The following is a 25,618-nucleotide window of genomic DNA, read 5'->3' as shown; positions in this document are numbered from 1 at the left end:
CCACACCCCGCGCCGCCGGTCGTCCCCCGACCGGCGGCGCGGGCGCGTAGGTTGCCATCCATGAGCGCCAGAGACCCCGTCGCCGACCTGCGCCGGATCGCGTTCCTGCTGGAGCGGGCCAACGAGGCCACCTACCGGGTACGCGCGTTCCGCTCGGCGGCGACCGCCCTGGCCGCGTTGCCGGCGGCGGAGCTGGCCGAGCGGGCGCGGGCCGGCACGCTCACCGACCTGCCCGGGGTCGGCGACGTCACCGCCCGCTGCGTCACCGAGTCGCTGGCCGGCGAGGAACCGGTCTACCTGCGCCGGCTGGTCGCCACCGAGGGCGTCGACCTCGACGAGGCGGCCGGCGCGCTGCGGGCCGCGCTGCGCGGCGACTGCCACACCCACTCGGACTGGTCCGACGGCGGGTCTCCGATCGAGGAGATGGCGCTCGCCGCCGTCGAACTCGGCCACGAGTACGTGGTGCTGACCGACCACTCGCCCCGGTTGACGGTGGCCCGGGGCCTCACCGCCGACCGGCTGCGCCGGCAACTCGACCACGTGGCGGCGGTCAACGCGGCGCTGCCCGAGGGGTTCCGCATCCTCACCGGGATCGAGGTGGACATCCTCGCCGACGGCACCCTCGACCAGGACGAGGAGTTGCTGGCCCGGCTCGACGTGGTGGTCGGCTCGGTGCACAGCGGGCTGCGTGACGAGCGGGCCCGGATGACCCGCCGGATGCTCACCGCGGTCGCCAACCCGCACCTGGACATCCTCGGCCACTGCACCGGGCGGATGGTGTCGTCCCGGCCCGCCGGGGTGACCGGCCCGGGTGACAAGGGGCACCGGGCGCGGACCCGGGCCGAGAGCGACTTCGACGCGGACGCGGTCTTCGCCGCCTGCGCCGAACACGACGTAGCCGTGGAGATCAACTCCCGGCCGGAGCGGCAGGACCCGCCGAAGCGGCTGATCCGCCGCGCCCTGGAGGCCGGCTGCCGGTTCGCCATCGACACCGACGCGCACGCCCCCGGGCAGCTCGACTGGCAGCGGTTCGGCTGCGTCCGGGCAGCCCTGTGCGGCGTGCCCGCCGACCGGGTGGTCAACACCTGGCCGGCCGACCGGCTCCTCGACTGGACCCACACCCGCGCCTCGGGATGATCCACTCCTTTGGGGTCGATGTTGCGGTACCGGAAGCGCAGGGGATACCGCAACGACGGCTCCGATGTGCCGATCACGCCGTTCGCGACGGTCACGTAGGGTCGCAGCGTGGGACGAATCGATGACCTCGCGAACCGGTACGTGGCCGACTGGGCGCAGCTGAGCCCGACCGGCGCCACCTACGTCGGCATCGCCGGCTACGACGACCAGCTCGACGACCTCTCGCCCGCCGGTTACGAGGCACGCGCCGAACTGACCCGGCGCGCCCTCGCCGACCTGGACGTGACCGAGCCGGAGTCCGAGGCGGAGCGGACGGCCAAGGAGGCGATGCAGGAGCGCCTGGGGCTGGAACTGGCCCGGCACGACGCGGGCGAGATCACCAGCGAGGTGAACGTCATCGCCAGCGGCCTGCACGAGATCCGGATGGTCTTCGACCTGATGCCCACCGAGGGGGAACAGGGCCGGGCCGCCGTCGCCGCCCGGCTCAACCGGTTCGCCGCCACCCTGGAGGGCTACAAGACCACGCTGCGTGAGGCCGCCGCCGCCGGCCGGGTCAGCTCCAAGGTGCAGCTCACCGAGGTGGCCAAGCAGTGCGACACCTGGACGGACCCGCACGGCGACAACTTCTTCCACGGGCTGGTGCAGCGGCTGGACGCCGACGGCACGCTCGGTGCCGAGCTGCGCCGGGGCGCTGCGGCGGCGACCGCGGCGACCGCCGAGTTCGGCCAGTTCCTGCGTACCGAGCTGGTTCCGCTGGGGCGGGACAAGCAGGCCGCCGGCCGGGAACGCTACGAGCTGGCCTCGCAGTACTTCCTCGGCGCGAAGATCGACCTCGACGAGACGTACGCCTGGGGGTTCGCGGAACTGGCCCGGTTGGAGGCCGAGATGCGGATCGTGTCCGGCCGGATCGCCGGCCCGGGTGCCACCATCGACGAGGCGGTGGCCGTGCTGGACGCCGACCCGGCCCGCACCATCCAGGGCAAGGAGGCGTTCCGGGACTGGATGCAGGCGCTTGCCGACAAGGCGATCAGCGAACTGCACGGCACCCACTTCGACATCCCCGAGCAGGTCCGGCGGATCGAGTGCTGCCTCGCCCCGACCAGCGACGGGGCGATCTACTACACCGGGCCGAGTGAGGACTTCTCCCGGCCGGGGCGGATGTGGTGGGCGGTGCCGCAGGGGGTCACCGACTTCTCCACCTGGCGCGAGGTGACCACGGTCTACCACGAGGGCGTTCCCGGGCACCACCTCCAGGTCGCGCAGACCGCCGTCCGGGCGGAGCTGCTCAACCGCTGGCAGCGGCTGCTGTGCTGGGTCTCCGGCCACGGCGAGGGCTGGGCGCTCTACTCCGAACGGCTGATGGACGAGCTGGGCTACCTGGAGGACCCGGGCGACAAGCTCGGCATGCTCGACGGGCAGGCGTTCCGGGCGGCCCGGGTGATCGTCGACATCGGGATGCACCTGGAGCTGGAGATCCCCCGGGACAACCCGTTCGGCTTCCACCCGGGTGAGCGGTGGACGCCGGAGCTGGGCTGGGAGTTCATGCGGGCGCACTGCCGGGTGCCGGAGGAGAACCTGCGCTTCGAGCTGAACCGCTACCTGGGCTGGCCGGGGCAGGCGCCGTCGTACAAGGTGGGCGAGCGGATCTGGCTCCAGGCCCGGGAGGAGGCGATGGCCCGCAAGGGTGCCGACTTCGACCTGAAGGAGTTCCACCGGCAGGCGCTCGACCTGGGTGCGCTCGGGCTCGACCCGCTGCGCCGGGCCCTGGCCCGGCTCTGAACCGCACCGCCGGTCGGCGGGCGTTACGGGTGGTCGGGGGCGGGCGGATGCCCGCCCCCGACACACCGTGGGGGTGGGAGCAGGGTCAGGAGAGGCTCAACGCCAGGGCCGGTCGGGCGGTCAGCGTGTCGGAGTCGACGAACGCCAGGTCGATCGCCGGGTCGGTGAAGGTGATCGGGATCGGCGAGGTGATCGGGATGCCGTCGGGGAACGGCAGGTCCGGGGTGAGCGTGATGGTGATGCCGAGCAGCGTGCCGACGAACCGGGTGGCGTAGAACGCGACGTCGCCCCGCACCGTCAACTCGTCGGTGACGTACCGCTGGTGGCGGCCCGCCGGGCCGTCCGCGACCAGGCTGAAGTCGGCGGTGACCGCCCGGCTCATGGTGAACTTCAACGCCGTCAGCGTGCCGTCGGCGGTGGGCAGCTCGACGATGCCCTCGAACCGAAGCCCGGTCATGGTGACCCGCGTGCCGGTCAGCTTGGACGGCTGCCGGGCCACCCTCGGCTGCCCCGGCTCGGGGGCGATCCTCGGCAGCGGCCGTCCCGGCCGTACGGTGCCGGGGCCGCCGGGTTTCCCGGGGGTGCAGCGGGTCGGGGGGCGGGTCGCGCTGGGCTTGGGTCGGGTGGTGGGGGTGGCCTTCGGGGTCGTCCCGGCCCCAGGCGGCGAGGTGCGGCCCGCCGACGGGGTGGCGGTCGGATCGGTCCTCCCACCGCCGGTGAACAGGTCACCGATGCCGTGCAGCAGGTCGGTGAGCAGGTTGCCGTCCGGGGACGGAGACGAGGACGGGGACGGGCTGGCCGCGCCGGGGGTGGCCGTCGGGGTCGCGGTCCGGCTCGCCGTGGGACGCGGGGCGGCGGTACCGGTGGGGATCGGCCGTGCGCAGGTGGTCGGTGCCGACTGCGGCGCGGCGGCCCGTACCGGCTTCGGGGCGGCGGCCCGTACCGGCCCCGGGGCGGCGGCCACCAGGGCACCGGCGGCGAGGCCGAGGACCAGCAGCGCGACCCCGAGGTGGCGCGGGTCCCGCCCGCCTGCGGGGTCCTGTGCCGGGTCGCGTGCTGTGGTGGCGTCAGTTCCGGAGCCGCCGAAGAAGCCGAGCCGGCCGTCGGCGTCGAACCCGCCGTCGACGCCGGGGGCGGCGTCCGCCTCGGGGTCGGCGTCCGGGTGGGGTGCGGCGGTGGTCGGCGCGGCGGGGTCGGTGGCGGGCGGTGGGGCGGGGCGGACCGGGGTCCAGGCGAAGCCGAGGGCACTGCCGACAAGGCCGAGCAGCAGACCGAGGAAGAACCCGCCGAGGTTGAGGCCCATCAGGGAGTAGACCGTGGTGACCGCCGCGACGATCGAGTAGAACAGCCGCTGGCCGGGGCTGAACCAGAGCAGCAGCCCACAGGTGACCAGGATGATCGGGATGAGCAGCGAGTAGAGCCCGGTCGCGCCGGAGGAGAAGCTCAGCCCGTTGAGGGTCATCCTGGTGGAGGCGAACATCTCCACCCCGGCGAGCACGGTGAGCAGGCCACCCCAGAACGGCCGGCTGCGTCGCCACCGGCGGAAGCTCCGCCACCCGCGACCGGGGCCGGTCGGGGCGTACGGCGGTTGCGCGCTTGTCACGTGCTCCTCCTGGGCGGATGGGTTCGGGGTCGGGTGGGCCGGGCCCCTGCCGTCCGGCGGGGGTGACGAGAGGGGTCCGGCCCGGCGTCGTCGGGCGCGGCTCACTCGTCCGCGAAGCACTCCTTGCCCTTGGCGGCGTCGCCGACGTTCACCTTGAGCCGCAGGCCGGTCAGGTTGAACGTGGCCGCCGTGGTGTAGCGGGACACCTGCCGCAGGTCGGTGATGGTGACGTGCTGGGCGTCCTGGCCGAACGAGCCGGCCTGCGCCGACGCGTTGAGGTCGGTGGCGTCCCGGCCGATGCGGATGTTGGTGAAGGTGGCGTTGCCGCCCAGGCTGTCCATCGCGATCATCATGTTCTTGGCGGTGGCCGGCTTGTCGTCACCGGCGTTGATGGTCAGCACCACCGGCAGGCCGGGCAGGTCGGCGCGGACGGACTGGCAGAGCTTGTAGAGCTGCGCGCTGCTGATCTCGGAGAGGGCGACCGGGTGGACCTTGCCGTTCTTCTCCTTGACGATGCCGCCGTACTGGGTGAAGCCGTCGCCCTCCAGGCGTTCGGCGCCGATCTTGAAGGTCTGCCCGGAGACGGTGATGTCGGAGGCGATGGCCCCGCTCTGCATGCCGAACATGATGGCGCCCACGGCGGCCGTCGCGGGCACCATCATCGCGGCGAAGCGCCGCCACCGGGTACGCCCCGGCTCGTCGGTCCGATTCTGCACGGATTCCTCCTCAGGCTGGTGCCGGTCGTGGAAGCCGGTCGGGCCGCCGACCGGGCCGGAAGATCTGTTACCGACGGGTAACGAATGTGCGCCTGATGGTGCACCCGCTGAGGCGTGGCTCACAAGACCCCACCTACCGACCGGTAACCGTCGATCGCCGGGACCGGTCGCCATGTTCACGCTGGGTGCAACCCACTCCCCGCCGCCGACCGGATAGATACCGCCAAATCCGGCGTCGATCCTCACGCTGAGCTGACAAACCATCGACAGGTTACGATTGCGCAACGGATGCGGACGGTTACCGGACAGACGCGGAGGGCGGGCCGGGAAACCCGACCCGCCCTCCGCACACCGCTGTGGACTCAGCGCGTACCGGAACCGTCGCCGGTCCGCCAGTTGGTCGACGCGGGTGGGATCTCGTCGGTCAGCGGACCGCCCGGCCGCCCGGCGGCCGGCCCACCGACCGTGGCCGGCTCGGCCTTCCCGCCGCGGGTCGGCACGTCGGCCGCCGGGGCGACGCCTGCCGAACCCGGGCCGCCGGCCGTCGTCGCACGCCGCCCGGCGACGACCAACCAGAGCCCCAGCAGCAGCACCAGGCCACCGAAGACGGCCAGCCCGATCGGCAGGGTACGGCCGATCAGCTGGAGCTTGTCCCGGGTGACGCCCGCCGACTTCACGCTGTTGGCGATGGTCGCCTCGTCATAGACGAAGTCCGCGTCGAGCAGGGTCACCGGGCTGCCCTGGTTCGGCACGAAGTTCTTCCGCTGCTGCTCGCGTACCTTGACGAAGTTGCCGCTGACCGGCTCGATCCAGATCGTCCGGGTGTTGCTGTAGGTGACCTTGCCGGTGGTCGCCCCCGGGGCCAGCGCACCGGCCAACGCGGTCAGCGAACCCTCCGGGGTGACCAGGTCGGTCTCCGGAATCCGCTGCACGTACCGGTACGCCTCGGTGCCGTTGATCTGCTCGGTGCCGTCGAACGCGATCGGCAGCCCCCGGCGCAGGTCCCGGTCGAAGAAGGTGTGGTCCCGGCGTTCGGCGCGGAACGGGAACTTGTAGGTCTGCCCGGCGAAGGTCACCGAGTCGTCGGTGCCACCCGGACCGTCGGTGTCCAGGTATTGCTTGTCCCAGTCCCGGGCGGCGGCACTGACCCGGTCCAGGGCGAACTCGGCCGCGTACTTGCTGACGTCGGAGCCGTTGTCGGTCCGCACGACGGTGCCGTAGACGTCCCAGACGACCGCCTCGCCCCGCAGGTCGCCGGTCATCTCCTTCTCGGTCGTCGCCGCCTGCGGCACCACCTCGGTGGTGGCCTTGAGCTGCCCGGTCTGGATCGTCGGCTTCCCGTCGAGCACCTGCATGTAGGTGGCGTCGTCGGCGATCGCGACGCTCGCCCGCAGGCACCCGTCCGGCTTGCCGTCCGCGTCGCAGAACGTCAGGTCGTACGGCAGCTTCGTCACCGACGGCGCCACGTAGTACGCCGTTCCCGCGGCGACCGCGAGCGACAGCACGCCGATGCCGAACAACGCGGCACCCAGGCGAGTCTTCACTGGTCCTCCCCTAACAAAGACGGTCAGCCGGTTACCGGCGGAAGATCGAGGATGTAAAACTTGGCCGCAGGTTACTCCCGAGTCACATAGCCCCGCGACCCTCTGGACGGTTGATGTCTGCCCCGCTTCCCGATCAGGTCCTGCGACGGCTGCCCGCCCTCGACGCCGTCCGGGTGATCGGGGCACTCGCCGTGGTGGGGCACCATGTCGGCTTCGCCACCGGGCGTAACACCGGCGACACCACCGTCGGGGCCTGGCTGTCCCGACTGGACGTGGGCGTCGCGGTCTTCTTCGTCCTCTCCGGGTTCCTGCTGTTCCGGCCGTACGCGCACGCGCGGGCAACCGGCCAGCGGCCCCCGGGAACCGGCCGCTACCTGTGGCGACGGGCCACCCGCATCCTGCCCGCCTACTGGGTGGCAGTGGTGGTCTGCCTGCTGGCGCTGCCACAGAACCGGCAGGCGTCGACAGGTGACTGGCTGCGGCACCTCACGCTGACCCAGATCTACCAGCACGGGCAGCTGCGGCACGGGCTCAGCCAGACCTGGAGCCTGGCCACCGAGGTCACGTTCTACCTGCTGCTGCCGGTGCTGGCGGTCCTCCTGCTCAGCCGGCGACGGACACCGGGCACACCGACGTCGGCCCACCCGGACGGGGTGCTGCGGATCGCGGTGGCCGCGACGGTGGTCACCGGCGGCTGGGTGGCGTTGATGGGGTCGGGCCTGCTCAGCCTCGGCCTGCACACCATGTGGCTGCCCTCGTACGCCGGCTGGTTCGGTGCCGGGATGGCCCTGGCCGGCGCGCAGGTCGCGCTGCGCACCGGCCGGGGCGGGCGCTGGCGCTTCCTGGACGACCTGGGTCGGGCCCCGCTGGCCTGCTGGACGATCGCCCTGGGCGCGCTGGCCGTCGCCACCACCCCGGTCACCGGCCCCCGGGACCTGGCCGAGCCGACCGCCGGCCAGTTCGCCACCAAGCTCGTGCTCTACCTGGTGGTCGCGGTGCTGCTGATCGTGCCGGTGGCGTTCGGGCCGCAGACCCGCACCAAGGGCGTCTTCGACAGCATCGTCGGCCGGTGGCTGGGCCGGGTGTCCTACGGGCTGTTCCTCTGGCACCCGTTCGTGCTGGAGGGGATCTACCTGCTCGACGGCCGGCCGGAGTTCACCGGTGACCCGCTCGGCACGTTCGCCCTCACCGTGGCCGGTGGGCTGGTCCTCGCGGCGGTCAGCTACTACGCGGTGGAGCGCCCCTTCCAGCGCTGGGGTGGCCGGTGGCCACGTCGGCGCAGCACCAGCGACAGCCAGAGCAGGGTGGCGGTGGCGACCGCAGCCAACTGAGGCAGCCAGGCGGTGTGCCCGCCCCGGGTCGCCGCCCACCAGCCGGCCACCGCGAAACACGCCACCGGCAGCCAGCGCACGGTGGCCCGGCGCAGCCGGTGCATACCGCGCCGGTCCGGCGGGTGCAGGTGCGGTTCCAACGCCCGCCCGGCCAGCACCACGGCCACCACCGTCAGCGCCACCCCGACCGCCGCCGGCCCGCCGAACGACAGCAACGCCCCGCCGCCGACGAGCGCGGCGAGCACCCGCCCGCGCCGCCGCCGCAGCACCACCGCCCCCGGGGTACGCCGTGACGGCAGCACCGCCAGCAGGGCGACCCCGGCCAGCAGCACCGCCCCGGCCCCGAGCGCCAGCACGTACCCCCGGTCGGGGGCGAACCGGAGCGTCACCGTACCGGCCACGTCGGCCGGGACGAGCCAGCCCTGCTGCCAGCCGTCCACCACGAACGGGGTGAGCGTCCGGCCGCCTGCGGTGGCGACCCAACCGGCGTTGGCGTTCTCCCGCAACGCCAGCACCCGCTGGCCGGGATAGCTCTCCAGGCGCAGCACCCGACGGGTGGCCGTCCACTCGTCGACCCGCAGCACCGTCCGGGTCGCTCCGGGTGGTCGGGGTCCGCCGGTCGCGTCGCTCGTACCGGTGCCGGCCGCGGTGCCGCCGGCCGGCACCGCCGGGGTCGGGGCCCCGCCCGTCGGGGTGAGGGCGAGCCGGGTCGGTACGGTCAGCCGGGTCCCCGCCGCCACCACCCGGTTCTCCCCGGCGGCCAGCCGCAGCGGCGTCCTCGCGGCCGGACCGCAGAGCACCGCCGGCACCTCGCGTAGTTCCAGCAGGTCCCGTCGGCTGGCCACCAGCGCGGTCCGGCGCTGCCCACCGGCCACGGTCACCGTCGGGCCGGTGCCGCAGGGCAGGGTCACCCGCTTCGCGGGGTCCACCGTGGTGGCCGGGCCGTCCGGTAGCACGGTCAGCTCACCCACCCCCACCGGCAGGTCCTGCGTCACCCGCCGGTACGGGTCGTACGACGCCGTCGGCACCACGTCGGCGATCAGCACGGTCAGGTCGTCGCTGCGCATCGGCCTGTCGAACAGCAGCGTGCCGCCCTCGTCGAGCACCCCGCCGCGCATCCCCTCGTCGCCGAGCACGGTGACCCGCCAGGGGCGGGCCGCCGCCGCACCGGGCGGCAGGGTGATCCGCAACCCGCTGACCGTACGCGCCTTCGGCCAGGTCAACCGCAGCCACGGTTGCCGGTCGGCGTCGGCGGCGTACCAGATGGTCGCGGGGTTCCCGTCGACCACCGCGCCGGGGCGGGCGCTCGGGTGGGACACGCCGACGGTCGAGGCGGCCACGGTCGGGGTGACCCCGGTGGTGACCGCCGCCGCCCCACCGGGATCGAGCAGCGCGTTGAGCGCCCCGCCGGGCCGGGGCCGGGCCCACAGCGCGACCCGGTGGTCCGCGCCGACCGGCAACCGTACGGTGCGGTCGATCCGGTCGCTGTCCTCGGAGGCGCGGGCCATCGCCCCGGCGCAGATCGGCCGGCCCTCGTCGAAGACGCACGCCGGGATGGCCGGGGCTGCGACGAACACCATCGTGGCCGGCCGGTCGGTGGCCGGCGGGTCCGGCACGACCAGGGTCCGGGCGGCCTCGACACCGGGGATGACGAGTTCGGCGATGCCCACCCCGCCGAAGCCGGCCCGCACGTCGAAGACCTGCTCGACGGTGACCCGGACGAACCGGGTGGGGTAGCCGTCGGGCAGGGGCACCTCGACGGTCTGTCCGGCGGTCTGCACGGTGCTCTGCTGCCGGCCTGCGGTCACGGTGATCCTGGTGGGCAGCGAGTCCGCCCCGGTGTCGAAGGTGATCCGCACCTGCCGCACGACCTGCGGCCGGTCCAGTTCCACCTCGAACCACTGCCCCGGCGCGCTGGTTCCCGGGGCGGACCGCCAGGACGTGCTCAGGTCGCCGTCGACTGCCGCGTACGGCTGGTGTTCGGGGCGTCCCCCGCCCAGCGGCTGCGCCTGCGACCAGGAACTGGACGCGGTCACCCCGCCGATGCCGAGGTAACGCACCACGGTGGACTCCCCGTCGGCCCACTCCGGCAGGTAGTCCCGGGCCGGGGCGTCGAGCTGGGGGCGGTCCCGGGCGGTGAGGGTGGCCGAGGCGTTGTCGTGCTGCTGCCCGAAGGCCACCTCCCGGCGGCGCAACCCGTCGGTGAGCGTCACCGACGACGCGTCCAGCCCGGCCGGGCGGTCCCCGGCGAGCACGGTGGGCGCGGCGGAGAGCCGGCCGGCGGCGGCCAGCGGCAGCAGCGACTCGGGGCCGCCGACGACCGTGGTCAGGTCGGCGGCGTCGTACGCGACGACCCGGTCGACGTCGCGGCGGACCTCGTACACCTCCAAGGCCCGGACCGCGACGTCCAGTCCCCGGTCGACGACGTTGCCGGGCAGCCGGCCCCCGCCGACCTCGGGACCGAATCCGCGCACCGGCTCGATACCGGCGGAGCGCAGCAGCGCCTGCCGGACCACCACCGGCCGGACGGCATCGCTGCGGCCGTAGTCGAGGTCGGAGCGCAGCAGCAGGTACTTCACCCCGGAACGGGCGAGCAGGTCGGCGAGGCCGGCGGAACCCTCCCCGTCGGCCAGCGCCGACTCGACGGTGTCCAGCAGCCGGATGGTGCCGGGCGGGGTGAGCGGCACCGAGCTGCGCACCGCCCACGGCCGGTCAGACAACGGCTGGGTGATCTCGTCGCTGGGGCTGCCCCACAGGTAGCGGGGGAACCGGGCGGCGGGCACCACCAGCACCCGGTCGTCGCCGACGGCCCGGTCCAGCCAGTCCGACGCCTCCCGCCAGTAGCCGGGTACCCCGGCGAAGCTGCCCTGGGCGGCCAACCCACCGCCGAGCGCGGGCGTGGCCACCGCGGCGACCGCGACCAGGGCGGTGCCGGTGACCAGGCCGGCACGCAGCCGGACCGGTTGCAGCGCCCGGGGCAGCAGAGCGGCCAGTTCGGGCCGGTCGCCGGTGCGGGCGGCCCGCAGCACCAGCCCGACCAGGTGGGCCAGGCCTAGGATGAGCGGCAGCCGGAGCACCACGTCGAACTTGTGCACGTTGCGCAGCGGCGCGCCGGCCGCGTCGAGGAAGGTGCGCTGGGTCTGCGCGCCGAACCCGTCGAGCTGGCCGAGGTGCCCGAGCCCGACCAGGGCCAGCCCGACCAGCAGCCCGGTGACCAGGAACCGCCGGTACGGCATGCCCCGGCGGGCCAGCCCGGCGATGCCCAGCCCGGCGACCACCAGGGTGGCGACCACCAGGGGACGTTCGGTGGCGAGCCGCCAACCCGCTGTCCACGGCGGCCCGTACGCGCCGGTGAGGTAGGCGTGCCAGTGCGAGGCGCCGCGCAGCACGGTGGTGGTGTCGGTGGGGGTGGTGGTCACCGGCGCGGTCTCGATGTAGTCGAGGAACGGCGGGCTGTACCGGCCGAGCAGCAGCAGCGGCACCAGCCACCAGGCGGTCGCCGCACCCACCGCGAGCCCCCAGGCGGCCAGCGCCTTCACCCGCAGCCGGAACGGGTGCAGGCCGAGCAGCCAGAGCGCGGCCAGCGGCACCACGGCCAGTACGGCTGTCGCGTTGACCCCACCGGCACAGGCCACCACCAGGGCCGACCGGGTGACCGCCCGACGCAGCGGCACCCCGTCGACCAGGCCGACCAGCGGGACGAGCACCCACGGGGCGAGCGCGCTGGGCCACGCTTCCACCGAGATCGGGCCGAGTTCGGTGAGCAGCCGGGGGGAGAGCGCGAAGGCGGCACCGGCGAGCAGCCGCGCCCACGGGGTGCCGACGTGCAGCCGCTCGGCGAGCCGGACCACGCCGACGCAGGCCACCGTCAGCAGCAGCGCCCACCACAACCGCTGCACCACCCACGCCGGTACGGCGAGCAGCTTGCCGAGCAGGAAGAACGGTCCCATCGGCCACAGGTAGCCGTACGCCTGATTCTGCAACTGCCCGAAGGTGCCGTCCGGGTCCCAGACGTGCAGGGCCCGGGTCAGCCATCCGGCCGGATCGATGGCCAGGTCGACCTTGGTGTCGATGGCGATCAGGCCGGGGTCCTGGAGGAACGCCAGTGCCGACAAAGCCAGACACACCGCCACCAAGCGCGCACGCCACACCGTGCTCGATGTGTCGTCCGGCCCCTCGGCCGCCCCCGGACGGCCCGGCGACTGCTGCATCTCGCCTCCGATCGGGCATTGCGACGTGCGTGACGCAGCCCATAGTGTGACGCGACCGCGAAGACTACTCGGCAGTAGGAGTTGAGTGTTGGACGCACCCGCTGCCGCCACCACCAGGCACGTTCTGTTCCTCAACTGGCGGGACACCCGCAATCCGGAGGGCGGCGGATCGGAGGTCTACGTCGAGCGGATCGCCGGCGAACTGGTCCGCCGCGGCCACCGGGCCACCCTGTTCTGCGCCACCCACCCCGCCGGTCCCGACGAGGAGACCACCCCCGACGGCGTACGCGTGCTGCGGCGCGGTGGCCGGCACACCGTCTACCTCCGGGCGGCGCTGGCGTACCTGGCCGGGGCGCTCGGCTTCGGCCCGCTGAGCCGCCGCCGGGGCGGCCGACCCGACCTGATCGTCGACGTCGGCAACGGGCTGCCGTTCCTGTCCGCCCTCTACGCCCGCCGACCGGTCATCGCGCTGGTGCACCACGTGCACCGCGAGCAGTGGCCGGTGGTGCTCGGCCCCGGGCTGGCCCGGTTCGGCTGGTGGGTGGAGTCCTGGCTCGCCCCCCGGGTCTACCGTCGCTGCCGGTACGTCACCGTCTCCGCCGCCACCCGCGACGAACTGGCCACCCTCGGCATCGACCCGGCCCGGGTCGACATCGTGCACAACGGCACCCCGGACATGAGAGTCGGCCCGGTGCCCCGCTCGGCGGAGCCGTCGCTGGTGGTGCTCGGCCGGCTGGTCCCGCACAAGCAGGTCGAGGTGGCGCTGTGGACCCTCGCCGCGCTCGGCGACGAACTGCCCGGCCTGACCCTGACCGTGGCCGGGCAGGGCTGGTGGGAGGCGCAGCTGCGGCACACCACCGCCGAGCTGGGCCTCACCGACCGGGTCCGGTTCACCGGCTTCGTCTCCGACGCCGACAAGCGGCAGCTGCTCGCCTCGGCCTGGGTGGCGCTCACCCCGTCGCTCAAGGAGGGCTGGGGGCTCACCATCGTCGAGGCCGGCGCGGTCGGCACCCCGACGATCGCCTTCCGGGGCGCCGGTGGGGTCGAGGAATCCCTGGTGGACGGTGAGACCGGCCTGCTCGCCGAGGACGTCGACGACTTCGTGGCCAAGGTGCGCCGGCTGTTGACCGACGACGACCACCGGGCCACCATGGGCGCGGCGGCCCGCGCCCACGCCGCCCGGTTCACCTGGCCCGTCTCGGGCGAAAAATTCGCGGCCCTCGTGACGAGAGCCGCGAACGGTCCGGCGGGGACGCCGGTCGAGCGGTCGGGGCCGGCGGACACACCGGCGCAACGGTCGGAGCAGACAGGACAGTCAGGGTCGACGGTGCCGGCGGGGTCACCGGCCGGGCAGGTGGAACGGTCCTACCTGGTGCCGTAGACCAGCGGCCGGTTGGCACCACCGTTGCCGCCGCCGGACTCGGTGCGGGCGGCCTGCTCGGCCTTCGCCGCCTCGGCCGCCGACGTGCCGGTCAGGCTGGTGGCCAACGCCACCGTGCCGAAGGCACCCAGAGCGATCGCGGCCACCGCGACCAGAACCAACGAGAGAGCACTGCGCATGGTGCTGTATTCCTCCTCGTGAGCTGCGTGCGCGGCACGTTACCACCAAGTAGCCAACGCCGGGAGGGCCCCGCGGACGATCAACCACCGGCCCGGCAGGCAGGGGAAACAGGCGGCGACCGGCCGGTCACCGGCCGGCGGGATTCTCGTACAGGGTCAGGTCGGGCCCGGCGTACACCTCGCGCAACCCGGCCAGCGTCGCCGGGTCCACCCGGCCACCGACGGTCCGCTGCACCACCACCCACCGCACCCCGGTCGCGGCGACCGGGTCACCGGCGGCGAGCACCCGGCCCACCTCGGCGGCCCGCGGGTTCTCCCCCCGCACCGCCGTCGACCCCACCCACAGCGTGTCGTCCACCAGCACGTCGGCGTCGACGTAGCGGGGCAGCGGGTCCAGCACCGTCCGACCGTCGTTCCACGGGTACGCCCGGTAGGCCCCGAACGGCAGCGACAGCACCTCCCCCGACCGGCCGTCCAGCCGCCGGGCCACCGCGTCCCAGTCCGCCGGGTACGCCACCGGACGCAGCCGGCCCGCCGCACCGAACGCCAGGTCGGGCAGCACCACCACGGGCAGCAGCAGCACGGCGACGAGCACCGCACCGGCACCGCCCGGCGCACCCCGGGCGGCGACCCGATCGGCCAGCCGCTCCGCCCCCAGCGCGGCGGCCAGCGCCAGCAGCAGCGCGTACGGGACCAGGAGCTTCTGCCCGTCGCGCAGCACCCCGGCCCCGGGCACCGTCGCCACCAGCCACCCCAGCCCGGCCGACCCGCCCGGCAGCGCCCCGGCCAGGGCGGCCAGGAAACCGGCCACCGCCAACCCGACGAGCCGGTCCGCCGCCCCGGCCGGCCACCGCCGGCGCAACTCCCGCAGGCCGTACCCCGCCAGCACCAGCAGGACCACCGTCGCCAGCGGGGTCAACGGCGACGCGCGGCTCGCCGGGACGGTCTGCCCGTTCCAGATCCCGCCGGTGCCGGCCAGCGCACCGACCACCCCGCTCCAGTTCTCCGCCCGCGCCGCGAACGCGGCCACCCCGGCCGGGTCGGACCGGGCGTCCGCCGCACTGAACCCGGCGACCACCAGCCACGGCAGGTTCAGCAGCAGCAGTGCGCCGACGGCCAGCGCGGTCGTCCGGGCGGCACCCCGTCGGGCGACCAGCACGGCGACCGTGACCAGGGCGACCAGGCCACCCGTCGGGGTGACCACGGCCGGCAACGCGGCCAGCACCAACCGGCGCAACCCGCCCGGCCGGTGCACCCGGATCGCGGCGTCGACCAGCCAGGGCAGCGCCCCGTACGCCAGCAGCAACCCCCAGTGCCCGATCAACAGCCGCTCCGCCAGGTACGGCGTCCACGCGTAGCCGACCGCGGCGACCACCCGGACCACCGGCCGCCGGGCGGGCACCAGCCGACCGGCCCCGGTCGCGGCGAGCAGCAGCACCCCGGCCAGCACCAGCCGTTGCAGCAGCCACCCCGGCACCGCCTGGCTGGCCAGCGAGACCAGCGCGTCCAGCGGGACCGCCCGGGGCAGCGAGTCGACCGGCGCGACCAGTTCGGCCCGCCACGGCTGCCGGGGCACGAAGACCATGTCGTAGCCGAGCACGTACCCGGGCGCGGCCAGCGGGGCCAGCACCAGTGCGGTGACGGCCAGCCCGGTGACGACGAGGATCGGCCTCTCCCGCAGGGGTTGACCTCCTCACTAGGCTGACCCGGCGATCGACGCCGGCGTGGCGACACTGTACTTGCGCTGCTGGCGACGGGCGGAGCCGCCGACCCGGGCGATCACGGGCGGGGCAGCGGACCACCGGCGGAGCCGGCGACACGGAGCGGTGATGGGCACAGCAGCGGACCACCGGCGACCCGGGGGCGGGCCGACCGACGGCACCGGGGGCCGGGCGGCCGGGATCGGCGTCGCCGGGGTGGCCGTCACCCTGGCCGGGGTCTTCGTCAACGGGCTCGCCTACGTGGTGCCGGTCCTCGGTGCCCGGCACCTCGCACCGGCCGAGCTGAGCGCGCTGGCCACCCTGCTGGCGCTCGGCGCGATCGGCGGCGTGGCCGGCACCGGCCTGCAGATCGCGGTGGCCGTGCACCGGGCCCGGCACGGTCGGGCCGGCACCGCCCGCCCCACCCTGCTGACCGTGGCGGTGACCACCGCGCTGCTGGCCGTGACGTTGCCGGTCGCCGCCGTCGGGCTGCGGTTGACCGGCCCGGCGGTGCTGCTGCTCGGGGTGCTGACCGTGGCCGTGGTGGCCGCCGGCCGGTGGCTCGGTGAACTCCAGGGCGACCAGCGTTTCCTGCGGCTGGCCGGCGGGATGGCGTTGCTCGCCGCCGGCCGCTACGGCGGCATGATCGCCGGGCTGGCGTCCGGTGGCGGGTTGACCGGCGCGCTGCTGGCCGGGGCGGTCACCTCTGTACTGGTGCTGGCACTGCTGGTCCGGCTCAACCGGGGGGCGGGCCTGGACCCGGTCGCCCCGCCCCTGGCCACCCGGACGGTGCTCACCGCCAGCGGGGCCACCCTGGCAATGCTCGTCGTGTCGTACGCCGACCTGCTGCTGGCCCGCCGGTTCCTGCCCCCGGACGCCTCCGGCACGTACGCGGTCGGCACGGTGCTCACCAAGGGCGCGTTGTGGGCCCCCCAGGTGGTGACGGTGATCGCGCTGCCCCGGCTGGCCCGGGGCGACCGGGGCACCCTGCGGGCCGCGCTGCTGCTGGTCGGGGCGGCCGGCGCGGCACTGGTGCTCGCCGCGACCCTGGCCGGTGGCCTGGCCTTCGGGTTGGCCGGCGGCCCGGAGTACACCCGCCACGGCGGTCTGGCACCGCTGTTCGCCGCCACCGGGGCGCTGTACGCGCTGGTCTTCGTGCTGATCAACGCCCGGGTCGCCGCGGCGGCCCGGTGGCCCTCGGCACCACTGTGGATCTCCACGGCGGGTTTCCTGGCCGCGACCGCCACGGTGGTGCCGCACACCGTCACCGGGATCGCCGGTGCCGCCCTGGCCACCGCGGCGGTCACCGCCGCCGTCACCGGCGTACTGACGCTCCACCGCGCCCCGGCAGCACCGTCCACGTCCACCCGGCCGACGACTACCGCCCCCGCCGTCGATCATGACACCCTACGGGTCGGTGACCGGTAGACGGGGGTTTCTGGTGGCGGTGGTCGACGTGGGCCGGGGCGGTGCCGGTGTCCGCCGGCCGACCCGCTGGCTGCTCGCCGTCTGGCTGGTCGGGGTGCTCGCCGCCGTACCCGCCGCGACGCCGCACCCGGCCCGGCCCGACGACGGGACGGCCGCCGCCCGGCTCACCGCCGCCTTCGACGACTACGGCGACACCTCCGGCCGGTGGAACGGCGCCGACCGGACGGCCTCGGTACGGCTGCCCGACGGCCGGCTGCTCTGGCTGTTCTCCGACACCTTCCTCGGCCCGGTGCACCCCGACGGCTCCCGCCCCCGCACCGCGCCGTTCGTGCACAACTCGGCGGTCGTCCAGCAGGGCGACCAGCTCACCGCGACCCTGCACGGCGGCACCGCCGACGACCCGCGCGACCTGATCCCCGCGACGGCACCCGGCGAGTTCTCCTGGATCGGCGACGCCACCGTCTCCGGCGACACCCTCCAGGTGCTGGTCCACCGCTACCGGCGTACCGGTGTCAGCCCGCTGGACCACACCCTGCTCGGCACCGCCCTGGCCACGTTCGCGCTGCCCGCGCTCACCCCCACCGGGGTCCGCCCGCTGCCCCTGGCCGCCCGGGTCTCCTGGGGCTCCGAGCTGCTCCGCGACGGCGACCACACCTACGTGTACGGCACCGAGGCGGCCGGCGGGGCGAAGTTCGCCCACCTGGCCCGGGTGGCCGGCGACGACCTGACCGGCCGGTGGGAGTTCTGGACCGGCAACGGCTGGTCCGCCGACGACCGCGCCTCGACCCGGCTGCTCAGCGGCGTCGGCACCGCCTACGGGGTGCAGCGGGTCGACGGCCGGTACGTGCTGGTCACCCAGGAGAACAACCTGGTGTTCAGCGGCGACCTGGTGGCCTACTCGGCCGACGCACCGACCGGCCCGTTCACCGGCCCGGACTACCTGCACCGGGCCGGTGAGACGGCGGCCGGCCACCTGGTCTACGACGTCGACCTGCACCCGGAGCTGGCCCGTCCCGGCCGGCTGCTCTTCTCCTACAACGTCAACGACGTCGACGACGCGGTCACCTACGCTGACGCGGGCCTCTACAGGCCCCGTTTCGTCGAGGTGCCGTGGCCCCGCCGCCGCCCCGACCTGGCCGAGCTGCCCCCGCCACCGGCGGCGGTGACCGCCCGTCCGGGCGGCGCCGGCACCGCCGAGCTGGCCTGGCCGCCGGTACCCATCGACGACGAACTGCGCTACCAGGTGCACCGGCGGGACGTCACCGCCGGTCAGACCCACTTCGTCCGGATCGGCGAACCGGTCGACGAGCCCCGCTTCGCGGCCGACTTCCTGGTCAACGGGCACGACTACGAGTTCCGGGTGAGCGCCGTGGGCCGGCGCGGCGAGGGCCCGCCCTCACCGCCCGGCCGGGTCACCGCCACGGTGCCGCCCCCGCCACCGCCGGGCGGCCTGCGGGCGGTGCCGGGCCGGGCCGGTGACGTCGCGTTGAGCTGGCAACCGGTGCCCTTCGTCCAGCTCTACCGGGTGTACCGGCACGACCTGGACACCGGGGAACACGACGCGGTCGGCACCTTCACCGGCACCACCGCCACCGTCGCGTTCCTGCGGCACGCGCACCGCTACGAGTTCACCGTGGTCGCGGTCGGCGGTGGCGGCGACAGCCCACCCTCGGCCCCGGTCCGGGTCACCGCCCTGGTCACCCCACCCGCGCCACCGTCGGGCCTGGTCGCCGCCGGGCAGCCCGACGGCACCGTCCGGCTGGCTTGGCGCACCCTCGGGCCGGGCGTCTCCTACCGGGTGTACCGGCGGGACCTGATCGCCGGCACCCGGGAGTACGGCCCGCCCGCGCTGGAGACCACCGCCGGGCACCTCGCCCGGCACCTGGAACACGGCCACGAGTACGAGTTCACGGTCAGCGCGGTGAACGGCGGCGGCGAGGGGACCCGGTCCACGCCGGTGCGGGCCCGCGCCCGGTTCACCGCACCCGCCGACGCCCCCCGGCAGCTGCGCGCCAAGGCCGGTGTCGGCAGCGTCGAGCTGACCTGGCTCTCGCCGGTGCCGGACGGCTGGCACCGGGTCCACCGGCGGGACGTCACCGCCGGGGAACGCGACTTCACCGTCGACGAGATCCCCACCCGGGGCACCCGGGCCGTCGTGGCGGGGCTGCGCAACGGCCACGAGTACGAGTTCACGGTGGCCGCGACGAACCAGGCCGGCCCGGGCCCACGCAGCGTGCCGGTACGGGCCACCCCGCGGTTGCCCACCCCCACCGGTCTCGTCGTGACCGCCGTCGACGCCGGTGAGGCCCGACTGACCTGGCAACCTGCCGGGCCGGGGTTGGCCTACCGGGTGCAGTGGCGCGACGTCACCGCCGGGGAGCCGTGGCGGGCCGACCCGTACCCGGTGCGGGACGCCCGGCACACGGCGGTGCTGCTGACCCGGGGGCACGACTACCGGTTCCGGGTCGCCGTGACCGACGGGCGGGACGACGGGCCACCGACCCCGGCCGTCGGCGTCCGCATCCGCTGAGCACCGGCCGGTGGCGCGATCCGGGTGGCGGGCGACTGTGCCGCCGACCACTGCGGGTCCCGGCGGAACACCGCACCACGGTCGATTCGTCCGCCCCCGTACGGCGGCCACCTGGCGCTCATCCGGACACCGTGCCACGAACGCTCATACACCGTGTGACCGGCCGCGACACGCGGCGGTGAGGATGGCCGGACGCACGCTGTCGGCTGGCCGTGCGGTTGGCTACCGTAGGTGTCCCTGGGGGCCCGCAACCCCCCACGTGGTACGTCCGATCGAGGTGGCTGTGACCCTGTACGGCGACAAACCGGTCTCCGACGACCGCCCCACGGTGCAGGTCACCGCGGTGAGCTGGCCGTCCGAGGACGATCCCCCACCGCCCGGTGGGCCCGCAGGTCCCGGTTCCGGACCGGGGCCGTGGTGGCGGCGCGGCCGGGTGCTGCTCGCCGCCGGGGTGACCGCCGCGGTGCTGGCCGGGGTGGTCGGCGCGGGCGCCTGGGCGTACGCCGGGGACGTCCCACGCGGCACCAGCGTGCTCGGCACCGAGCTGGGTGGCCGCAGCCGGGCCGACGCGGCCCGGGAGCTGCGGGCCGAGTTGCAGAAGCGGGCCGCGACGCTCGACGCGCCGTTGACCGTGGTGGTGGGCGAGAACCGGGCGGAGATCAAACCCGCCGACGTCGGCCTGACGGTGGACGTGGACGCCACCGTCGCCGCCGCCACCGACGCGCAGGCGCACCCGGTGGACCGGCTGTTCGGTTCCCGTTCGGTCGACCCGGTGGTGACCGTCGACGCCACCAAGCTGGACGCGGCGTTGCGGCAGGTCCTCGGCGAGCAGGGCCGGGACATGACCATGCCGGCGATCATCTTCACCGGCACCACGCCGAAGCCGGTCTACCCGAAGCCGAGCCTGACCCTGGACCCGGAGCAGTCCGCCCGGGTGGTCCGCGCGGGCTGGCTGGCCGGCCAGCCGGTGACGGTGCCGGTGGTGGAGAAGAACCCGGTGACCACCCGGGAGGAGGTGGACCGGATGATCGCCGAGCTGGCGAAGCCGGCGGTCGCCGCACCGGTGACGATCACCTCCACCAAGGGCTCGGTCAGCGTGCCGCCGGCGGCGATCGCCCGGTCGTTGCGCTTCTCGGCCGACGACGAGGGGAAGCTGACGCCGAAGGTCGACGTGAAGCGGCTCCGGTCGGCGCTGGGCAGCAAGCTGACCGCGATCGAGTCGACGCCCAAGGACGCCGGGTTGACCATCTCGGGCGGCAAGCCGAAGGTGGTGCCGGGCCGGGCCGGCCAGCAGCTCGACGCGGCGGCGCTGAGCCGGGACCTGCTGGCGGTGCTGCCGAAGCCGAACGGCCGGACGGTCACCGGGCAGCTCAAGGAGGCCGAGCCGGAGCTGACCGAGGCGAAGCTGGCCGAACTGGGCATCAAGGAGCGGGTCTCCACCTTCTCCACGAAGTTCCCCGGTGGGCTCTCCTCGCCCCGCAGCCAGAACATCATCCAGGCGGCGAAGGACGTGGACGGCACCATCGTCAAGCCCGGGGAGACGTTCTCGCTCAACGGGCACACCGGCGAGCGGGGCTACGACCAGGGCTACAAGGACGCTCCGGTGATCCTCGGCGGCAAGCTGGTTCCCGGGGTGGGTGGCGGTGTCTCCCAGTTCACCACCACGCTCTTCAACGCCAGTTACTACGCCGGCTTGGAGGACGTCGAGCACAAGCCGCACTCGTTCTACTTCAGCCGCTACCCGGCGGTGATCGAGTCGACGATCTTCTGGCCGGACCTGGACTTCAAGTTCCGCAACAACACGCCGTACGGGGTCCTGATCGACACCGCGTACACCTCGGACACGATCACCGTGTCGATGTGGAGCACCAAGATCTACGACAGCGTGAAGACCGAGTACGGCCCGCGCCGCAACATCACCTCGCCGAGGACGGTCTACCTGGAGCCCGGCCCGAGTTGCATCGCCGCCGCCGGCAGCACCGGCTTCACCCAGGACGCCTTCCGCGTGATCAAGAAGGATGGCAAGGTCGTCAAGCGGGAGAAGTTCAGCTGGACCTACGACCCCGAACCCAACTTCGTCTGCGGTTCCAAACCCTGACCCGCGCCTCGACCCGCTCCGGGCCGGGGGTACCACCCCGGACACGACCGAGCCCCGCCGGCTGATCAGCCGGCGGGGCTCGGTGTCTCCCGGGTACGCGGTGTGTCCCCCGGGTACGCGGTGCCTGCCGGACATCCGGGCCGGCCCGGCACCCGGTGCCTCCCGGCGGAGGGAGTCGCTGCGGTGGTGGGTGGCGGTGCCGCCCGGCCGTGACCCGCCGACGTGGCAGGTCAGGGGCGGGCTTCGGCGAGGCCCTGCCGGACGCCCTCGGCGTCCCGGTCGGTGCCGTACACGGGGGTGTCGGGCTGCTGCCGCCAGCTCTCGTCGAGGGTGCCCGCGTCGACCGGGTCGAAGCCGATCGCGTCGACGAGCTGCATCACGAGCTGCTTGGCGTCGGTGTCGTCCCCGGCCACCGGCAGCGCGATCCGGTCACCGGCGTCGGCCGGCTTGCCGTGGTCCATCAGATGCGCCGCCTGGATGTTGTTGAACGTCTTCACCACCCGGGCGCCCTTGAGATGGTCGGCCGTCCACCGGCTGGAGCTGAGGCTGCGGTCGAGCAGTTCGGCGATGTCGCCGTCACGCTGCGGGTAGTAGTTGTTGGCGTCGACCACGATCTTGCCGTCGAACGGCTGCACCGGCAGCGTGGGCACCGCGAACAGCGGGATCGCCACCACGACCAGCTCGGCGTCCTGGACGGCCTGCTCCACGGTGCCGGCCGTCGCGCCGCTCTCCCGGGCCAGTTCGGTGAGACTCTCCGGGCCACGCGAGTTGGCGACCGTCACGTCGTGCCCCAGGGCGCTCAGCCGCCGGGTGAGGGTGCCACCGATGTGCCCCGAACCAATGATTCCGATCTTCATGACCACTCCTGCCTCCGCCGGTCCCGACGGTCAGTTCCGGTCCTACGGTCAGCAGGTACCCCGACAGGTCCGCTCCGATTGCGGTCGGGGCGTGCACCACGTCACGTCGTCGCGGACCCGGCGCGGGCCCGGGAGCCAGGTCCCGCATCGACGGTACGAGGTCACGGGCGTCGTCCGGGCCGATTCACCGAACGTCGGCAGCCCCTGCCGGTACCCGCCCCACCTCTGGCGTCGGTCCCACGCCTGGCGGACACCGCCGATGCCCGCAACCGCCGGTACCCGGGTGGCTTCCTGGGCGTCGGGGCGGACGGTCACCAGGGGATGTGGCCTCAACGCAGCTGGAGGGGGTGTCGCGGGTGAATGGGTGCGGACAGCAGTCGAGGCCGGCCCCGTCACGGGGCCGGCCTCGACCGAAAGATTGTCCGGCGGTGTCCTACTCTCCCACACCCTCCCGAGTGCAGTACCATCGGCGCTGGAGGGCTTAGCTTCCGGGTTCGGAATGTAACCGGGCGTTTCCCCTCCGCCATGACCGCCGTAACACTATGAACATATCAAACAACACACACACCCACACACGCGTGTGGGGGGTTGTTCGGTGTTTGTTCAGAGTTGCACAGTGGACGCGTAGCAGCCTTGTTATCAAGTCCTCGGCCTATTAGTACCGGTCAACTCAACCCGTTACCGAGCTTACATTTCCGGCCTATCAACCCAGTCGTCTAGCTGGGGGCCTTACCCCACCAAAGGTGGGTGGGATACCTCATCTTGAAGCAGGCTTCCCGCTTAGATGCTTTCAGCGGTTATCCCTTCCGAACGTAGCTAACCAGCCGTGCCCCTGGCGGGACAACTGGCACACCAGAGGTTCGTCCGTCCCGGTCCTCTCGTACTAGGGACAGCCCTTCTCAAGTATCCTACGCGCACGGCGGATAGGGACCGAACTGTCTCACGACGTTCTAAACCCAGCTCGCGTACCGCTTTAATGGGCGAACAGCCCAACCCTTGGGACCTGCTACAGCCCCAGGATGCGACGAGCCGACATCGAGGTGCCAAACCATCCCGTCGATATGGACTCTTGGGGAAGATCAGCCTGTTATCCCCGGGGTACCTTTTATCCGTTGAGCGACACCGCTTCCACACGCAAGTGCCGGATCACTAGTCCCGACTTTCGTCCCTGCTCGACCTGTCAGTCTCACAGTCAAGCCCCCTTGTGCACTTGCACTCAACACCTGATTGCCAACCAGGCTGAGGGAACCTTTGGGCGCCTCCGTTACCCTTTAGGAGGCAACCGCCCCAGTTAAACTACCCACCAGACACTGTCCCTGAACCGGATAACGGTCCGAAGTTAGATACCCGAATCAACCAGAGTGGTATTTCAAGATTGCCTCCACCCATACTGGCGTACAGGTTTCACCGGCTCCCACCTATCCTACACAAGCCCATTCAGATACCAATGTCAAGCTATAGTAAAGGTCCCGGGGTCTTTCCGTCCTGCCGCGCGTAACGAGCATCTTTACTCGTACTGCAATTTCGCCGGGCCTGTGGTTGAGACAGTGGGGAAGTCGTTACGCCATTCGTGCAGGTCGGAACTTACCCGACAAGGAATTTCGCTACCTTAGGATGGTTATAGTTACCACCGCCGTTTACTGGCGCTTAAGTTCTCCGCTTCGCCCCCGAAAGAGCTAACAGGTCCCCTTAACGTTCCAGCACCGGGCAGGCGTCAGTCCATATACATCGAATTACTTCTTCGCATGGACCTGTGTTTTTAGTAAACAGTCGCTTCCCCCTGCTCTCTGCGGCCATACAACGCTCCACCCGCACGGGGCTTCACGTCTCCGGCCCCCCTTCTCCCTAAGTTACGGGGGCAATTTGCCGAGTTCCTTAACCACAGTTCGCCCGATCGCCTCGGTATTCTCTACCTGACCACCTGTGTCGGTTTGGGGTACGGGCCGCTCGAAACTCGCTAGAGGCTTTTCTCGGCAGCATAGGATCACTGACTTCACCTGAATCGGCTCGGCATCACGTCTCAGCCTCAATGCACCGCGGATTTGCCTACGGCACGGCCTACACGCTTACCCCGGCACAACCACCGGCCGGGCTCAGCTACCTTCCTGCGTCACCCCATCGCTTGACTACTACCCGCCAGGTTCCCACGCTCCCCAACCTCAACCCGAAGGTCTCAGCTGGTTTGGGTGGTTAGCACAACGAGGTTCATCACGGGCGCTCCTTCGCGGGTACGGGAATATCAACCCGTTGTCCATCGACTACGCCTCTCGGCCTCGCCTTAGGTCCCGACTCACCCAGGGCGGATTAGCCTGGCCCTGGAACCCTTGGTCATCCGGCGGAAGGGTTTCTCACCCTTCTTTCGCTACTCATGCCTGCATTCTCACTCGTGCCGCGTCCACAACTAGGTCACCCCGCTGCTTCACCCCCGGCACGACGCTCCCCTACCCATCCACACACCTGCACACCCCATCAAGGAGATGCGAAGTATCATGTGAATGCCACAGCTTCGGCGGTGTGCTTGAGCCCCGCTACATTGTCGGCGCGGAACCACTTGACCAGTGAGCTATTACGCACTCTTTAAAGGGTGGCTGCTTCTAAGCCAACCTCCTGGTTGTCTATGCGACCCCACATCCTTTTCCACTTAGCACACGCTTAGGGGCCTTAGCTGGTGATCTGGGCTGTTTCCCTCTCGACTACGAAGCTTATCCCCCGCAGTCTCACTGCCGCGCTCTCACTTACCGGCATTCGGAGTTTGGCTGATTTCGGTAAGCTTGTAGGCCCCCTAGACCATCCAGTGCTCTACCTCCGGCAAGAAACACACGACGCTGCACCTAAATGCATTTCGGGGAGAACCAGCTATCACGGAGTTTGATTGGCCTTTCACCCCTAACCACAGGTCATCCCCCAACTTTTCAACGTTGGTGGGTTCGGCCCTCCACACGGTCTTACCCGCGCTTCAGCCTGCCCATGGCTAGATCACTCCGCTTCGGGTCTAGAACATGCGACTACAACGCCCTCTTCAGACTCGCTTTCGCTACGGCTCCCCCACACGGGTTAACCTCGCCACATGCCACTAACTCGCAGGCTCATTCTTCAAAAGGCACGCCGTCACCCCGCAAGGCTC

The 25,618-nt window shown here is 72.5% G+C and carries 12 protein-coding genes, 2 rRNA genes and 2 pseudogenes (1 of these 16 only partly in view); 7 read left to right on the top strand and 9 right to left on the bottom strand.

All coding sequences use genetic code 11. The features are described 5' to 3' along the window. Nucleotides 1-60 precede the first annotated feature (60 nt). Together ACWCHM_RS30630 and ACWCHM_RS30625 are read left to right on the top strand one after the other, a co-directional pair. Nucleotides 61-1,137, top strand: a complete 1,077-nt coding sequence (locus ACWCHM_RS30630) for a PHP domain-containing protein (protein ID WP_204957369.1) — start codon at nucleotides 61-63, stop codon at nucleotides 1,135-1,137. Nucleotides 1,138-1,245: 108 nt separating this feature from the next. Then, nucleotides 1,246-2,916 carry a DUF885 domain-containing protein gene (locus ACWCHM_RS30625; protein WP_204957368.1) on the top strand — a complete coding sequence of 557 codons (1,671 nt, stop codon included), beginning with the start codon at nucleotides 1,246-1,248 and terminating at the stop codon, nucleotides 2,914-2,916. 85 nt (nucleotides 2,917-3,001) lie between these two features. On the opposite strand, the gene ACWCHM_RS30620 is transcribed toward ACWCHM_RS30625, so the two are convergent. The 3 genes from ACWCHM_RS30620 to ACWCHM_RS30610 form a co-directional block, all read right to left on the bottom strand. Continuing rightward, a complete protein-coding gene (locus ACWCHM_RS30620) occupies nucleotides 3,002-4,519 on the bottom strand; it encodes a DUF6114 domain-containing protein (protein ID WP_454220884.1) in 1,518 nt (505 codons plus the stop codon). 101 nt (nucleotides 4,520-4,620) lie between these two features. After that, nucleotides 4,621-5,235, bottom strand: a complete 615-nt coding sequence (locus tag ACWCHM_RS30615; protein WP_454220883.1) for a DUF6230 family protein — start codon at nucleotides 5,233-5,235, stop codon at nucleotides 4,621-4,623. Nucleotides 5,236-5,597: 362 nt separating this feature from the next. Further along, nucleotides 5,598-6,779 carry a DUF3068 domain-containing protein gene (locus tag ACWCHM_RS30610; RefSeq protein ID WP_281902163.1) on the bottom strand — a complete coding sequence of 394 codons (1,182 nt, stop codon included), beginning with the start codon at nucleotides 6,777-6,779 and terminating at the stop codon, nucleotides 5,598-5,600. Between the two features lie 113 nt (nucleotides 6,780-6,892). Here ACWCHM_RS30610 and ACWCHM_RS30605 point away from each other — a divergent pair, with 113 nt between their 5' ends. Continuing rightward, the gene (locus ACWCHM_RS30605) at nucleotides 6,893-8,110 is read left to right on the top strand and encodes an acyltransferase family protein (RefSeq protein WP_454220881.1); all 1,218 of its coding nucleotides are present in this window, start codon (nucleotides 6,893-6,895) and stop codon (nucleotides 8,108-8,110) included. Here ACWCHM_RS30605 and ACWCHM_RS30600 read toward each other — a convergent pair. Continuing rightward, nucleotides 8,005-12,225: an alpha-(1->3)-arabinofuranosyltransferase domain-containing protein gene (locus ACWCHM_RS30600; RefSeq protein ID WP_454220879.1), complete on the bottom strand. Its 4,221-nt coding sequence runs from the start codon at nucleotides 12,223-12,225 to the stop codon at nucleotides 8,005-8,007. The genes ACWCHM_RS30605 and ACWCHM_RS30600 overlap by 106 nt on opposite strands. Before the next feature lie 184 nt (nucleotides 12,226-12,409). On the opposite strand from ACWCHM_RS30600, the pseudogene ACWCHM_RS30595 reads away from it, so the two are divergent. After that, a pseudogene (locus ACWCHM_RS30595) lies at nucleotides 12,410-13,555 on the top strand (glycosyltransferase family 4 protein); the annotation flags it as partial. A gap of 131 nt (nucleotides 13,556-13,686) precedes the next feature. Here the strand turns inward: ACWCHM_RS30595 and ACWCHM_RS30590 are convergent. Continuing rightward, complete coding sequence (locus tag ACWCHM_RS30590) at nucleotides 13,687-13,881, bottom strand: hypothetical protein (protein ID WP_204957361.1); 195 nt, start codon at nucleotides 13,879-13,881, stop codon at nucleotides 13,687-13,689. Between the two features lie 75 nt (nucleotides 13,882-13,956). Further along, nucleotides 13,957-15,562, bottom strand: a pseudogene (locus tag ACWCHM_RS30585) (hypothetical protein); the annotation flags it as partial. 148 nt (nucleotides 15,563-15,710) lie between these two features. Here ACWCHM_RS30585 and ACWCHM_RS30580 point away from each other — a divergent pair. The 3 genes from ACWCHM_RS30580 (at nucleotide 15,711) to ACWCHM_RS30570 (ending at nucleotide 21,637) form a co-directional block, all read left to right on the top strand. After that, nucleotides 15,711-17,009: a polysaccharide biosynthesis protein gene (locus tag ACWCHM_RS30580; protein WP_454220878.1), complete on the top strand. Its 1,299-nt coding sequence runs from the start codon at nucleotides 15,711-15,713 to the stop codon at nucleotides 17,007-17,009. Continuing rightward, entirely contained in the window at nucleotides 16,999-19,539 is a 2,541-nt protein-coding gene (locus tag ACWCHM_RS30575) for a fibronectin type III domain-containing protein (RefSeq protein ID WP_454220877.1), read from the top strand. The genes ACWCHM_RS30580 and ACWCHM_RS30575 overlap by 11 nt, the downstream gene beginning before the upstream one ends. Nucleotides 19,540-19,816: 277 nt before the next feature. Continuing rightward, the gene (locus tag ACWCHM_RS30570; RefSeq protein WP_454220876.1) at nucleotides 19,817-21,637 is read left to right on the top strand and encodes a VanW family protein; all 1,821 of its coding nucleotides are present in this window, start codon (nucleotides 19,817-19,819) and stop codon (nucleotides 21,635-21,637) included. A gap of 230 nt (nucleotides 21,638-21,867) precedes the next feature. On the opposite strand, the gene ACWCHM_RS30565 is transcribed toward ACWCHM_RS30570, so the two are convergent. The 3 genes from ACWCHM_RS30565 to ACWCHM_RS30555 all read right to left on the bottom strand — a co-directional run. Beyond that, on the bottom strand, nucleotides 21,868-22,494 hold the full coding sequence (locus tag ACWCHM_RS30565) for an NADPH-dependent F420 reductase (protein WP_454220875.1): 627 nt from the start codon (nucleotides 22,492-22,494) through the stop codon (nucleotides 21,868-21,870). 420 nt (nucleotides 22,495-22,914) lie between these two features. Then, nucleotides 22,915-23,031 (bottom strand): 5S ribosomal RNA (gene rrf, locus ACWCHM_RS30560). A gap of 98 nt (nucleotides 23,032-23,129) precedes the next feature. Beyond that, nucleotides 23,130-25,618 (bottom strand): 23S ribosomal RNA (locus ACWCHM_RS30555); it runs 622 nt beyond the window's last position.

It is taken from the genome of Micromonospora sp. SCSIO 07396, assembly GCF_053667945.1.
Note: the sequence above shows the minus strand (reverse complement) of the source record. Positions and strands in the feature narration are given on the sequence as shown.

Coding starts and splice junctions, on each gene's coding strand:
- ACWCHM_RS30630 (WP_204957369.1), top strand. CDS start 61: ATGAGCGCCAGAGACCCCGTCGCCGACCTGCGCCGGATCGCGTTCCTG.
- ACWCHM_RS30605 (WP_454220881.1), top strand. CDS start 6,893: ATGTCTGCCCCGCTTCCCGATCAGGTCCTGCGACGGCTGCCCGCCCTC.
- ACWCHM_RS30590 (WP_204957361.1), bottom strand. CDS start 13,881: ATGCGCAGTGCTCTCTCGTTGGTTCTGGTCGCGGTGGCCGCGATCGCT.
- ACWCHM_RS30580 (WP_454220878.1), top strand. CDS start 15,711: ATGGGCACAGCAGCGGACCACCGGCGACCCGGGGGCGGGCCGACCGAC.
- ACWCHM_RS30565 (WP_454220875.1), bottom strand. CDS start 22,494: ATGAAGATCGGAATCATTGGTTCGGGGCACATCGGTGGCACCCTCACC.